The sequence below is a fragment of the bacterium genome (genome assembly GCA_035281585.1).
Classification (GTDB): Bacteria; UBA10199; UBA10199; order DSSB01; family DSSB01; genus DATEDP01.
This window is the reverse complement of record DATEDP010000011.1, coordinates 28,481-40,873: the sequence shown is the minus strand read 5'-3', so window position 1 is coordinate 40,873 and position 12,393 is coordinate 28,481. Positions and strand designations below refer to the sequence as shown.

At 61.6% G+C, this 12,393-nt stretch carries 13 protein-coding genes; 5 read left to right on the top strand and 8 right to left on the bottom strand.

From position 1 onward, the window contains the following. Window positions 1–708, bottom strand: a 708-nt coding sequence (locus VJR29_00555; protein ID HKY61884.1) for a glycoside hydrolase family 3 N-terminal domain-containing protein, incomplete at its 3' end; no start/stop codon positions are given. An 80-nt stretch (window positions 709–788) separates the two neighbouring features. Continuing rightward, a complete protein-coding gene (locus tag VJR29_00550) occupies window positions 789–1,586 on the bottom strand; it encodes an ABC transporter permease (GenBank protein HKY61883.1) in 798 nt (265 codons plus the stop codon). A 236-nt stretch (window positions 1,587–1,822) separates the two neighbouring features. Between VJR29_00550 and trxA the strand changes: the two genes are divergently transcribed. Continuing rightward, window positions 1,823–2,152, top strand: a complete 330-nt coding sequence (gene trxA / locus VJR29_00545) for a thioredoxin (GenBank protein HKY61882.1) — start codon at window positions 1,823–1,825, stop codon at window positions 2,150–2,152. Window positions 2,153–2,277: 125 nt separating this feature from the next. On the opposite strand, the gene rodA is transcribed toward trxA, so the two are convergent. The 5 genes from rodA to VJR29_00520 form a co-directional block, all read right to left on the bottom strand. After that, a complete protein-coding gene (rodA, locus tag VJR29_00540) occupies window positions 2,278–3,381 on the bottom strand; it encodes a rod shape-determining protein RodA (protein ID HKY61881.1) in 1,104 nt (367 codons plus the stop codon). Window positions 3,382–3,490: 109 nt separating this feature from the next. Further along, complete coding sequence (gene mrdA, locus VJR29_00535; protein ID HKY61880.1) at window positions 3,491–5,335, bottom strand: penicillin-binding protein 2; 1,845 nt, start codon at window positions 5,333–5,335, stop codon at window positions 3,491–3,493. Between the two features lies 1 nt (window position 5,336). Beyond that, window positions 5,337–5,912 (bottom strand): hypothetical protein, encoded by a 576-nt coding sequence (locus tag VJR29_00530; protein HKY61879.1) that lies wholly within the window; start codon window positions 5,910–5,912, stop codon window positions 5,337–5,339. A gap of 94 nt (window positions 5,913–6,006) precedes the next feature. Next, window positions 6,007–6,882, bottom strand: a complete 876-nt coding sequence (gene mreC, locus VJR29_00525) for a rod shape-determining protein MreC (protein ID HKY61878.1) — start codon at window positions 6,880–6,882, stop codon at window positions 6,007–6,009. A gap of 146 nt (window positions 6,883–7,028) precedes the next feature. Then, complete coding sequence (locus VJR29_00520; protein HKY61877.1) at window positions 7,029–8,069, bottom strand: rod shape-determining protein; 1,041 nt, start codon at window positions 8,067–8,069, stop codon at window positions 7,029–7,031. 157 nt (window positions 8,070–8,226) lie between these two features. On the opposite strand from VJR29_00520, the gene VJR29_00515 reads away from it, so the two are divergent. The 4 genes from VJR29_00515 to coaE are packed head-to-tail and all read left to right on the top strand — an operon-like array spanning window position 8,227 to window position 11,708. Next, window positions 8,227–9,246, top strand: a complete 1,020-nt coding sequence (locus tag VJR29_00515) for a SurA N-terminal domain-containing protein (GenBank protein ID HKY61876.1) — start codon at window positions 8,227–8,229, stop codon at window positions 9,244–9,246. A gap of 20 nt (window positions 9,247–9,266) precedes the next feature. Continuing rightward, window positions 9,267–10,664, top strand: coding sequence for an HD domain-containing protein (locus VJR29_00510; GenBank protein ID HKY61875.1), 1,398 nt, complete (start codon window positions 9,267–9,269; stop codon window positions 10,662–10,664). Beyond that, window positions 10,618–11,109 (top strand): hypothetical protein, encoded by a 492-nt coding sequence (locus VJR29_00505; GenBank protein ID HKY61874.1) that lies wholly within the window; start codon window positions 10,618–10,620, stop codon window positions 11,107–11,109. The genes VJR29_00510 and VJR29_00505 overlap by 47 nt, the downstream gene beginning before the upstream one ends. Further along, window positions 11,106–11,708 (top strand): dephospho-CoA kinase, encoded by a 603-nt coding sequence (coaE, locus tag VJR29_00500; GenBank protein HKY61873.1) that lies wholly within the window; start codon window positions 11,106–11,108, stop codon window positions 11,706–11,708. Before VJR29_00505 ends, coaE begins: the two co-directional genes overlap by 4 nt. A gap of 180 nt (window positions 11,709–11,888) precedes the next feature. Here coaE and VJR29_00495 read toward each other — a convergent pair whose 3' ends face one another. Further along, window positions 11,889–12,317, bottom strand: coding sequence for a DUF2203 family protein (locus tag VJR29_00495; protein HKY61872.1), 429 nt, complete (start codon window positions 12,315–12,317; stop codon window positions 11,889–11,891). Window positions 12,318–12,393 lie beyond the last annotated feature (76 nt).

Below are 12,393 nucleotides of genomic sequence, written 5' to 3'. Positions count from 1 at the left end.
GGCCGGCCAGTCCTTGTCCAGGGCCGGGAAAAGGACATGGGCGGTCATCAGGAGCGGGATCCCGGCTCGGATCGCCTTGACGAAGGGAACCCATTCGCAGAGCACCATTTCCTTTTCTGGCTTGTCGATCACCGGCAAGGTGAGATGAGAATCCTCCCGAGTGTCGCCATGGCCGGGAAAATGTTTGCCGCAACCTCGGACTCCCTCGGCTTCGAGCCCCCGCCAAAAGGACAAGGCCGCTTCGGACGCCGCCTCGGGGTCGCTGGAAAAGGCACGGTCGCCGATGATCGGATTTAGGGGATTGCTGTCGACGTCAAGGACCGGGGCGTAATCGACGTTGAAGCCGGCGGCCCGCAGCTCCCGGGCGAAGATCCGGCCGACCTCCTCAGCCGCGGCCCCGCTGCCGTCGCGGAGGCAGGCCTCGCCGACCAGCCGCATCGGCGGAAAAGCGGTGAAAGGCTCGGGGAGGCGAAAGACCCGGCCGCCTTCATGATCGACCGAGACGATCGGCGCGGCCTTGGCCAAAACGTCGATCGTGCGGTTCAGCTCCCGCACCTGCTCGAAGGACTCGATGTTGCGCTTGAAGAGGATGACCCCGCCAAGGTCCCACTGCTGGAGAAAGTTCTCCAGCGAATCGGTGACCCGGTGGCCCTCGAATCCGACCACCAGCAGCGATCCCACGGTTTTTTTCAATTTGGTTAGAGGCATTGTCAATCTTTCATGTCGGGAGATGAATTCGTTGCATTTCTAAATCCCCCCAACCCCCCTTTTTCAAAGGGGGGTTTGCGTCAATTTCTCACGTCGTAGCGATCGCGGAGCGCGTCGCCCAAAAAGTTGAAACCCAAGACCGTCAGCATGATCGCGATGCCGGGCACGACCGAGAGATGGGGCGCGACCAAAAGGTAGGCCACGCCGGCGTCGAGCATCGCGCCCCAGGAAGGGGTGCCCGGCGGCACGCCGATGCCCAAAAACGACAGGGTGGTCTCGGCGATGATCACACCGGCGATGCTCAAGGTGGCATTGACGATCACCGGACCCAAGACATTGGGGAAGATGTGGCGAACGAGGATCCGGGGACTGCCGAAGCCCAAGGTCTCGGCGGCTTGGACGTACTCCACTCGGCGCAGGGCCAGGACTTGGCCGCGGACGATCCGGGCATAGGAAACCCAACCGACCACCGAAAGCACCAGGATGATGTTGAAGATGCTCGGCGGCATGAAGGAGGCCAAGGCGATGATCAAGAGGATCGAGGGGAAGGCCATGAACAGATCGCTTAGAAAGACGAAAGCCTCGTCGAGCCGGCCACCGAAGTAACCGGCGATCAAGCCGACCAAGGTGCCGATCGAAAGCGAGATCGCGACGGTGAGGAAGGAAATCAAGAGCGAAAGCCGGGCTCCATAGATGACCCGGGAGAGCACATCGCGCCCCTCTTCGTCCTGACCCAGCAGGTGCTGGACCGAGGGCCCCTTCAGCTCGCCGGCCATGTCCGAGACATCGGGCGAAGGCATCGGCAGGATCGGCGCGAGCAAGGCCAAGAGCACCATGAACAGAACCAGGCTACCGCCGAAGAGCAGCTTAAAATTCATCCTTCATCCAATCCCAAATAATCATTCGCATTCAGAACATATTTTTGAATGGGTGGCCGGGCGGGGGCCCCCCGCCGCCCGGAGCGAAGCGAGGACGGTGGGGGTGCAGACCGGACAGGACCCGTTCAAAAATATGTTCTGAATGCGAATCTCCTTAACCTTCATACATCGTTTGACTTTGCCGAGGCTATAATGATTTATCTTGAGAGCCTGAACGATGAAGAAGGAGATTTTCCATGGCTAGCCCCAACGTCAAGATCGCCACCGACGCCAATTTCCAGAGCGAGGTCCTGGGTTCCGACCTGCCCGCCTTGGTCGATTTCTGGGCCGAATGGTGCGGTCCTTGCCGGGCTTTGGGTCCGCTCGTCGACCAAGTCGCCGACGAAACCCAAGGCAAGCTCAAGGTCTTCAAGATGAACGTGGACGAAAATCCCGACACACCCGCCCAGTACGGCGTGCGCGGCATCCCCACTTTGCTGCTGGTCAAAGGCGGCAAGGTCGTCGACCAATTGGTCGGCTCGGTGCCGAAGCCGACGCTGGACCAGTTCATCCAAAAGTCGCTGTAAGTTTTCTTCCCCCTCCTTTGTAAGGAGGGGGTCAGGGGAGGTAGAACGCGTGCGTCCTGCAAAATTTTTGCATGACGCGAGCGCTCTACCCCTCCCTAACCCCCCCCTTACAAAGGGGAGGGAATTCAAAACATATACCTCCGCGTCAACGCATTCGCCGCCAGCCCCAGGCCGAGCAAGGACGTCAGCAGGGCCGATCCGCCGTAGCTGAAGAACGGCAACGTCACGCCGGCCAGCGGCATCAGTCCGAGCACGCCGCCGAGGTTGATCACTGTCTGCCAAAAAAGCAGGGCGGCGACCCCGACCACCAAGTAAGCGCCGAAGCGGTCCTGGAGCTTGCCCGCGCCCTGGAGCAGCAAGAGCAGCAAGACGCTCAAGCCGCCGAGGGCCGCGGCCCCGCCGGCGAAGCCCCACTCCTCGGCCAAGACCGGGAAGACGAAATCGGTGTGGCGCTCGGGCAGGAATCGGAACTTGTTCAAATCCCCTTTCAGGAAGCCCTTGCCCAGCCATTGTCCCGATCCGACCGCGATCTTCGACTGGATGAGGTGATAGCCTTTTCCGCGGGGATCGCTTTCCGGGTTCAAGAAAGTTTGGATCCGGCTCTTCTGATAGCCGCTCAGGAAATATCGGTAAGCCCCGACGCTGCACAGTGAGGCCAAAATCAGGCCATAGACCAGGTAACGCGCCGGCAGCCCCGCCAGAAAAAGAAAGGTCAGGCCGATCAAACCGAAGAAGAGCGCCGAGCCCAGATCGCGCTCGGCCAAAATCAAGGCCATCGGCAAGAGCACCAAGCCCATCGGCTTGAGCCAATAGCTCAGGAAACGCTTGGCCGGCGCCGGGGCTTGGAAATATTTCGCCAGCAGCAGGATGAGCGAAAGCTTGGCCAGCTCGCTCGGCTGAAAGCGAAACGGCCCCAGCGCCAGCCAGTTCTTCTGGCCGCCGGAGCTCTTGCCGATCAGCACCACCAGGACCAGCAGAACCAAGGTGAAGAGATAAAAGGGCGGGGCCACCGCCAACAGGCGGCGATAATTGAAGGTCTGAGTCAGTGCCAAGAGAGCCAAGCCGATCCCGACCCAAATCAGCTGAGAATGAAAATAAGGCGCCAGGCTCCCATCGGCGGCGGTCGAGGCGCTGTAGAGGTTGACCAAGCCGGCGCCGAGCAGCAGCAGAACCAGGGCCATTAAAGGCCAGGGAAAGAGATAAAAGAGCTTTCGGGGCTTCGAGACCATTTCTCCTTTCCCTCCCCTTTGTAAGGGGAGGGCCAGGGAGGGGTAGAGCGTCGATATCATGCTCAATCATTGCATGACGCCAAGGCTCTACCTCCCCCCTGCCCCCTCCTTACAAAGGAGGGGGTGGCTTGCTTGCACGTTCCTTAAAATATTCGGCCATCACTTTCTGAGCGATCGGCGCCGCCGCCGACCCGCCGTGACCGCCGTGCTCGACCAAGACCGCGACCGCGATCTCCGGATTCTCGGCCGGAGCGAAGGCGACGAACCAGGCGTGGTCGCCGGTCTTGCCCTTGGCGATTCCCTTAGCCAGGCTTTCATAGCCGACCACCTGAGCGGTGCCGGTCTTGCCGGCGACCTTGATCCCCGGAACCCTAGCCTTGCCGCCGGTCCCCCCGCCCTCTTCGACCACCGCCACCAGGGCCTCGCGAAGCTTGGCAAACTCCTCCTCCGAGATGCCCCAAGGCAAGGCCGGGACCCGCGGTGTCCCGGTTTCGGCCAAAAGGCGGGGCCGGAGCTCCCTGCCACCGGCGGCGAAGCGCGCCATCATCAGCGCGTTCTGCAGAGGCGTGACCAAGTCGAAGCCCTGGCCGATGGCGATGCCGAGGCTGTCGCTGGGCACCCATTTTTCCTTTCGGTTTTTTTCCTTCCACTCCCGGGTCGGGATAAGCCCTTCGCGCTCGGTGTCGCTCAAAATCCCGGTCTTTTGGCCGAGGCCGAGCAGCTTGGCGTAGTGAGCCAAGCGGTCGGGTCCCAGCTTCTCGCCCAGCTTGTAGAAAAAGACGTCGCAGGAAGAAATCAAAGCCCGCCGCAAATCCACCCGGCCGTGACCTTTCTTGTTCCAGCAGCCCCAATTGCGGCCGCCGAAGGAATAGTAGCCCGGGCAGTTCACCGTCGTCTTGAAGTCGGTCTCGTTCTCGGCCAAGCCGGCGACGGCGGTGACGATCTTGTAGGTCGAGCCCGGCGGATAGGCCCCCTGAATCGGGCGGTTGAGCATGACGTTGTCGGGATTGTCCCGCAGCTCCTTCCATAAAGCCGCCGGAATGGTCCCGGTCAGGGTTTCGGGATCGTAGGACGGCCGGCTCACCCAGGCCAGGACCTCGCCGCTCCGCGGATCGAGGGCGACCAGCGTTCCGACTTTCCCTTGGAAGGCCTCGGCGCCGACTTCCATCAAGCGGGCATCGAGGCTCAAGCGCAGCGTTTCACCGGCGCGGGCCGGGGTCTCGCCGAGCAATCCTTCCATCCCCATCTCTCCCAAATCGGCCTCGCGGCCCAGCGCATCGACCAAGGTCCGCCGGGAGCCGTCGTAGCCGCGAAGCTCGGCATCGAAAGCTTTTTCGACGCCGGCGACGCCGACGTCGTCGCCAGGGTTGACCCGGCCGGGCTCCCGTTTCTCCCACTCGGCCAATTCCTTCTCGCCGGCCTCGCGGACGTAACCCAGGACGTGCCCGGCCTTGTCGCGGTAGGGATAGACTCGCTCGAATTGAACCACCAGCTCGACGCCGTTCAAGTCCAGGTCGGGCTCGGCGCCGGCCCGGACGCGGGTCATCCGCGCCCGAATCCGCGCCACCTCGTCGCGGCTGAGGTCCTGGGCCACCGTCACCGGGGCCAGGAGCGAGGCGCCGCGCTTGACGTTGAGTTTTTGGCTCAAGGACGCCTCGTCGCTTTGAAGTAGATAAGCCAGTGAGCGCTGGGTGACCTTCAGGTCTTTCACCTGGGCCAAGTTGAGGCGAAGGGTGAAGCTCGGCCGGTTGTCGGCCAGGACCCGGCCTTGACGATCGAGGATCTTGCCTCGCGGCGCCGGCAGCGGAATTTCGCGCAGCGTGTTCATACGGCTGAAGCGGAGGAATTTCTCGCCGTTGAGGATCTGGAGGTCGATGAGGCGGTAGAGCGCGAGGCCGAAGAAGAGCAGGACCAGCAAAGCAAAAAGGCCGAGACGGCGGCGATCGACCTCCATCTCAAATCCCCTTTTCGAGACCGAAGGGTTTGCGGCTTAAGCGCGAGTCCCGCCCCGAGAGCCAATCGGCGCGGCTCAAATCGACTTGGCTCCGCCTTGGCAAAAAAGCCGAAAGCCGTCGCCGGAGTCGGAGCCCCAGCAAGGAAAGCAGCGGCGCCCCGAAGAAGCCGACTCCGAAGGTCGTCAATCCCGCGAACCAATCCCGCCAATCCAACAGCCAGGGGCCGCGGGGGCCCAGGGCGAGCCAGGCGCCGGCGGTGATCGGAAGAACGCTGAGCAAGGCCAGAACCAAGGCCCTCTCCTCGGGGCCTTCCCAATGAAAGGACCTTCGCAAGCCGAGGCCGATCAACCAAGCCAGGGCCCAAGGCACGGCAAAGACCAGGGCCGAGCTCAAGGAGAAAGCCGAATAGGCCCAAGCCAAGAGGAGCAAGACCATCCAGGGCGAAAAGCGCCGGACGCCGGCGAGATAAGTTTGGGTCAAGACGAGGGCCGCCCAATTCACCGGAATTTGCGGCAAGGCCAGGCTCAGACTCAGGCCGAGCAGACCCAACACCAGATATTTAAAAAAATCTCTCATCGCTCTCTCTTAAACCCCCCTTTGAAAAAGGGGGGCTTGGGGGGATTTAAAGCCGTGGCAAAAACAAAAAACCTCGTGTCATCTGCCAACCCCGTCAAATCCCCCCTGGCCCCCCTTTTTCAAAGGGGGGAATCGTGTTCGCGGTCAAAACCAAAACCTCTTCCAGCTTCTGAAGCTCGGCATAGGGCTGGACCTCGGCCTTCCAAAACAAGCCCGAGGCGTCCTTCTCCACCTTCTCGACGACTCCTACCGGATAACCTTGGGGAAAAACCCCATCCTGGCCGGAGCTCAGCAGCAAGTCGCCGGCGAGGATTTCCTCGGAACCCGAAACATACTCGGCCTGGGTCAGCCAACGCTCGCGCTTCAATCCCATGTCGCGGCGCAGGCCGACCAAGATCCCACGGGCCCGAGTTCGGGCGGCCACGACGTCGACCGCGCTGTCCAAATCGGTGATGAGGAGGACTTGACTGCGGCGCGGACCGGCCTGGAGCACCCGGCCCACGATCCCGCCCTTGGCGATCACAATCTGATCGGGCTCGATGCCGTCCTCGCGGCCGGCGTCGATGGTAAGACTGCGGCGAAGCGGCGAAGGGTCCTGCCCCAGCACCCGAGCCACCTTGCCTTGGGAGGTTTCGACCCCGCTCTCGGCGAAGAGCCGGTCGCGGGATCGGAGCTGCTGGTTTTCCTCGCGGAGTTTCAGGACCTCGGCCTCCAGCCGCTCGCTCTCGGCCCGCAAGGCAAGGTTCTCGCGCTGGGCGCCCCGGAGCTCGGTCCAATGATGGACAAATGCCGAAACCCGGCGCGAAACCGAAGCGGTCCCTTCCGAAACCGGCCCGACGATGGCGATGGCCAAGCGCTGGTCCCAGCGCGGCGCGGCGGTTTGGCGCCCACTGCGGGCGAGAAAGAACAAAGTCCCGGCCAAGGCAAAGCCGGCGAAGAGCCAGGAAATTTTTCGTCGGGCGGAAGACATGGCCTCTCTTTCCCTCCCCTTTGTAAGGGGGGGGTTAGGGAGGGGTAGAGCGTCGGCAAAGACACCCGCTTGGTATTTATTGCCGACGCTCTACCTCCCCCTGCCCCCTCCTTACAAAGGAGGGGGAGAAGACCTGGAAGAAGAAACTAGTACGAATTGACCGTGATGCCCTTGAGCTGATCGAGCTGGTCGAGGGCCTTGCCGGTGCCGAAGACCACCGCCGAAAGCGGGTCTTCCGCGATCGTGACCGGCAAGCCGGTTTCTTCGCGCAATAGCACATCGATATGCGAGAGCAAGGCCCCACCGCCCGAAAGGACGATCCCCTTGTCGACGATGTCGGCGGCCAGCTCCGGTGGGGTCCGCTCCAAGGCGACCTTCACCGCCTCGACGATGGCGTGAACCGGCTCGGCGATGGCCTCGCGGATCTCCTCGGAGTTGACCTCCATGACCCGGGGCACGCCGGCAACCAGGTCCCGGCCCTTGATCTCCATCGTCTTGATCTCGCCGTTGGGATAGGCGCTGCCGATGTCGATCTTGATCTGCTCGGCGGTCCGCTCTCCGATCAGCAAATTATATTTTCGCTTCAAATATTGGATGATCGACTCGTCCATCTTGTCGCCGGCTACCCGGATCGATTTGGAATAGACGATCCCGGCCAAGCTGATCACCGCCACCTCGGTGGTGCCGCCGCCGATGTCGACGATCATGTTGCCGGAGGGCTCGGTGATGGGCAATCCGGCGCCGATCGCCGCCGCCATCGGCTCGTCGATCAGGTAGACCTCGCGGGCGCCGGCGCATTCGGCCGACTCCCGGACCGCCCGGCGCTCGACCTCGGTGATGCCGAAGGGGACGCAAATGATGATGCGGGGACGGACCAGGGTCCGGCGGTTGTGAACCTTGCGGATGAAGTAGCGAAGCATGGCCTCGGTGATCTCGAAGTCGGCGATGACGCCTTCCTTCATGGGCCGGATCGCCTCGATGTTGCCGGGGGTCCGGCCGAGCATGTCCTTCGCCTCCCGCCCCACCGCCAAAACCTTGCGCATTCCTCGCCCGTCTTTTTGCACCGCCACGACCGAAGGCTCGGCGCAAACCACGCCCTTGCCCTTCACGTAGACTAAAGTGTTGGCCGTCCCGAGATCGATCGCGAGGTCGTTCGAGAACAAGCCGAGAATTGGGTCTAGAATCATTGGGAATTTCGCCCTTTTAAGCTGTGTTGCCTTCCAAAAAAGGGAACCTGGAGGTCTCTTCGGCTACCAAGCCCCCCTTCTCAAGTCAAACGGGAAAGTGGCCTTTAGATTCTTTAAGCTGTTGCAATTTGGTCGGCGGAACTTTAATAAGCGCGCGATGTTAGAACAAATGCGGAATCTTTCGTCGGTTTTTTCCAAAACCCTGCTCGGCGTCATCGCGCTGAGCTTCATCCTCTTCTACGGCTACAGCACGATCGACAATTCGAACCAAGTCGGCGGCGCTCTGATCGCCAAGGTCAACGGCGAAAACATCCCGGCCGCCAAGTTTTTCCAGGGAGTGGAAAATCAAACCGAGATGATCCAGCAGTTCAACCAAGGCAACCCGGTCGGGCCCGACATGCGGCAAATGATCGAGAGCCAGGTCCTGCAACGGCTGATTCAGAATTCGCTGATGGCTCAAGCCGCCCACAAGATGGGCCTCCGGGTTCCGGACCAGGAGCTGGGCCAGGAGATCCGCCTGAATCCCACCTTCCAAAAGGACGGCCGCTTCAATCGCGATTTCTATCTCAATCAATTTTTGCCTTTCTACGAGAAGACTTTCGGCTCCAACTTCGAGTACGACTTCCGCCAGGATTTGCTCGCCGAGAAGCTGCGCAAGGTCGTCGAAAATTCGGCGGTGGTCGCCCAAGCCGAAGTCGAGTCCCAGCTGAAGGTGCAGAACACCCTCCTCAAGCTTCGCCAGCTCAGCCTTCCGGTCCAAGGGCCGGGAGCCTTGCCGACCGCCGAGGCCCGCAAGCTGGCCCTCGATTGGATCGCCGCCCGCAAGGAGAACAAGCCGGTCGAAGCCCTCTTGGCGCCGCGCTCGCTCAAGGAAACCGAGACCGAAGCCCAAAACCTAGTTCAGCTCCAAGCCGGCTTCGGCCGCGAGGACTCGCTGGTCATCCTCCAATGTCTGCTGGCGCTGAAACCCGGCGAGGTCTGCGAGCAGCCGATCCAGGTCGGAAGCAACCTTCTCGCCTTTCAGCTCCTCGAGCGCAGCGACCGGCCGGTGGATGCCACCGCCCGCCAGACAGCGGCCCAGCAGCTCGAGATGGGACAAAAGAGCCAGCTGATGGGCGGTTTCCTCGACCAACTCACCCGCAAGGCTAAAATTCAGACCTATTTAACTAAGCGTTAGTCCATGTTAGGCAATGAGAGATGTCCTTCGTCGACCAAATTCATGGGGCCGGCGGGAAGGTCTATGAGGTCGGCGGAACCCTCCGCGACGCCCTCCTGAGCCGGCCCGAGAAAGACCTCGACCTGCTGGTGACCGGCCTGCCCTTCGAGCGACTCAAGTCCCTGCTTCGTTCCGAAGGCCAGCTCCACGAAGTCGGCAAATCCTTCGGCGTCTTGAAGTTCAAGCCGCGGGGCGAGGAACGCTGCTACGACATCGCGCTCCCCCGCACCGAAAAGTCGACCGGCGCCGGCCACCGTGATTTCGAGGTCCGTTTCGACGAGAAGCTGCCGGTCGAGGTCGACCTCCAGCGCCGCGACTTCACCATCAATGCCATGGCCCGGGAGCTGAGCACCGGCGAGATCCTCGACCCTTTCGGCGGCCGGGCCGACCTCCAGCGGGGTATTCTGCGCCAGGTCTTCGCCGAGGCCTTCGTCGAGGACCCGCTGCGCCTGATGCGGGCGGTTCAGTTCGCGGCCCGCTTCAAGCTGGAAGTGGAAGCGGAGACATTGGCGGCAATGAAGGCCCATGCCGCCCTCATCGACACCGTCTCGCCGGAGCGGATCATCGAGGAGATCGGCAAGCTTTTCCGGGCCGAGCAACCCTCGCTGGGTTTCTATCTGATGCGCGACACCGGCCTGTTGCAGCACGTCTTCCCCGAGCTCCAGAAGACCATCGGCGTGGCCCAGCCGGCCAAGAAGAGCGGCGACGTTTTCGAGCACACCATGAAGGTCCTCGACGCGTCCCGGACCTGCGCCGACCTCGACCACATGGGCGATCTCGAGGTGATGTTCGCCTCGCTCTTCCACGACGTCGGCAAGCCTTACACCGTAGGCTTCAACGAGGCGACGCAGCGGACCACTTTCTATGGCCACCAGATCGTCTCGACCAAGCTGACCCGGAAATGGCTCAAGAAGTACCGGGCCAACATGCTGGGCATCAACCCCGACAACGTGCTCAGCATGGTTCACCACCACATGTTCGAGACCAAGAGCTTCTATACCGAGCGGGCGATTCGCCGCTTCATCCATAAGATCGGCAAGGACCTGATCTTCAAGCTGGTCGACCTGCGCATCGCCGATAAGAAGGGCGGAGCCTATCCCAACCAGCTCAAGGGCATCCTCCGGCTCAAGCGCCGGATCCAGGAGGAGCTCGAGAAGAAACCGCCCTTCGGCCCCAAGGATTTGGCGCTGACCGGTCACGATCTGATGCGGCTGGGCTATCCGGAAGGCCCTTTGCTCGGCCAAATCCTGCGCCGGATGGTCGAAGTTGTGCTGGACGATCCGGCGAAGAATACGCGAGAATTCCTCATCGAATGGGTTTTGGAGAACTTCCATGAGCGAAGCGAGCAAGAGCGATCCCAAAAAAGCCAAGAAGCATGAGTCGAAGGGCGACAAGCTCGCCGGCAAGGGCAAGTTTAAGGAAGCCGTCGCCGAATACCGCAAGAGCGAGGGCTTCGATCCGGCCCGGGTCGAGATCTACGACAAGCTGATCGAAACCCAGAATCGGATCAAGGAAGAGGAATGGCATGAGGAAGACTTCGCCGATTCGATGTCCTGGACCATGCGCCGCCAGGAGCTGCTCAACCCTCGAATGCGGCTGGTTCACGAGACCTTCTCGGCTGAGTACCGCGAGGTCTCCCGCCTGATTCAAACCTTGATGGCCGCGGCCGACGAGGAGATGGAAAGCCAAATCATCGATTCCATCCTGGCCTATGGCGAAAAAGCCGGCCTGCCGCTGATCCATTTCATGCTCTCGATCAAGTCGATGGCCTTGAAGAGCGACGAGCCCCCGATCGGGGATGCGCCGGCCCCGGAACCTTCATGAAAATTTACGCCCTCACCGGCGGCATCGCCAGCGGCAAGAGCACCGTGGCCGCGATGTTTCGCGACCTGGGGGCGGCGGTGATCGATGCCGACAAGGTTGCCCACCGGGTCTACGCCAAGGGCTCGCCTCTCTACCGCGAGCTGCGGCGCCGTTACGGCCGCTCAATCCTCCGGCCTTCGGGCGGAATCGACCGAAAGCGCCTCGCCCGCATCCTCTTCTCCTCGGCCAAGGAAAAATCCTGGCTCGAGGGACGGATCCACCCCGAAACCCGCCGGCTGATCGGCGTCGAAATCCAGAAAGCCCTGCGCCGCCGGGCGCCGCTGGTCTTGGTCGAAGCCGCCCTGCACGTCGAAACCGGTTACCATCGGGCCTTTCCCGCCATGATCACGGTCTCGAGCGGTGGCCAAAAGCAGCTCCAAAGGTTGGTCGAGCGCGAAGCCTTGGATCTGGCCGAGGCCAAGAAGCGGGTCGCCAGTCAATTCCCGGAAAAGGAAAAGAACCGCCGGGCTGATTGGGTGATCGACAATTCGGGCAGCTTGGCCAAGACCCGGGCTCAGGTGAAGAGGCTGTTCAAGAGGTTGGTTAAAGGGGGGGAATAAGGTCATCCTGAGCGAAGCGAAGGATCTGCGACCTGCCAAGGCTCTTTCAAGGACCCAAGCCGCTTCGTGTCATCGAATGGAATTCCGAGGAGACGAAGGCGCTTTGGTATCCATAGGTTCTTGGGCAGGTCGCAGGTCCTTCGCTTCGCTCAGGATGACACGGCGCGGCTCGGCCCGCCCCTACCCGGCCTTCCTGATTTTATGGAATTCGAAAAAAGTGGGGGTGACCTCCTCGGCGGCGTCGCGATGCGCGACTTCGGTCACGCCCAGCTGCCAAGTGAGGCGAATCTCGGAGCCGTTTTCGACGGCCGGAAACTCGACCCGGCCCAATTCGAGGTCCTTGATCTCGCCGCCGGTCCGTTCGATCGAGAGCAAGCTCTGCTTGAAGGCCTCGTAATGCTCGCGAAGGCCCCGATGGAGCTCGATCAATTCGGGGTCGGCCGAGCTCGGCGGCTCGCTCTCAAGCAGGTTCGGCTCCAGGCCCATCCGGCGAAGGCGGACCGCGGCTTTGGACATCTCCTTCTTGTGCAAGAGGAGATTTTGGAAATGATGCTCAAGCTGAGGGATCAGCTCGTTGACTTCATCGATGCTGAACAATTTTTTGGCCATGGGAACATCCTTCATAACCCTAGCTCATTTAATTTTTAAACGTCGCGGCCCGAGAAGACAAGGCGCGACGTGTCAG

Bases quoted from the DNA above. Each gene is read 5' to 3' on its own strand.
- VJR29_00530 (HKY61879.1), bottom strand. From the start codon at position 5,912: ATGAGAGATTTTTTTAAATATCTGGTGTTGGGTCTGCTCGGCCTGAGT.
- trxA (HKY61882.1), top strand. From the start codon at position 1,823: ATGGCTAGCCCCAACGTCAAGATCGCCACCGACGCCAATTTCCAGAGC.
- mrdA (HKY61880.1), bottom strand. From the start codon at position 5,335: ATGGAGGTCGATCGCCGCCGTCTCGGCCTTTTTGCTTTGCTGGTCCTG.
- VJR29_00550 (HKY61883.1), bottom strand. From the start codon at position 1,586: ATGAATTTTAAGCTGCTCTTCGGCGGTAGCCTGGTTCTGTTCATGGTG.
- coaE (HKY61873.1), top strand. From the start codon at position 11,106: ATGAAAATTTACGCCCTCACCGGCGGCATCGCCAGCGGCAAGAGCACC.
- VJR29_00515 (HKY61876.1), top strand. From the start codon at position 8,227: ATGTTAGAACAAATGCGGAATCTTTCGTCGGTTTTTTCCAAAACCCTG.
- VJR29_00510 (HKY61875.1), top strand. From the start codon at position 9,267: ATGTCCTTCGTCGACCAAATTCATGGGGCCGGCGGGAAGGTCTATGAG.
- VJR29_00495 (HKY61872.1), bottom strand. From the start codon at position 12,317: ATGGCCAAAAAATTGTTCAGCATCGATGAAGTCAACGAGCTGATCCCT.
- rodA (HKY61881.1), bottom strand. From the start codon at position 3,381: ATGGTCTCGAAGCCCCGAAAGCTCTTTTATCTCTTTCCCTGGCCTTTA.
- VJR29_00505 (HKY61874.1), top strand. From the start codon at position 10,618: ATGAGCGAAGCGAGCAAGAGCGATCCCAAAAAAGCCAAGAAGCATGAG.
- mreC (HKY61878.1), bottom strand. From the start codon at position 6,882: ATGTCTTCCGCCCGACGAAAAATTTCCTGGCTCTTCGCCGGCTTTGCC.
- VJR29_00520 (HKY61877.1), bottom strand. From the start codon at position 8,069: ATGATTCTAGACCCAATTCTCGGCTTGTTCTCGAACGACCTCGCGATC.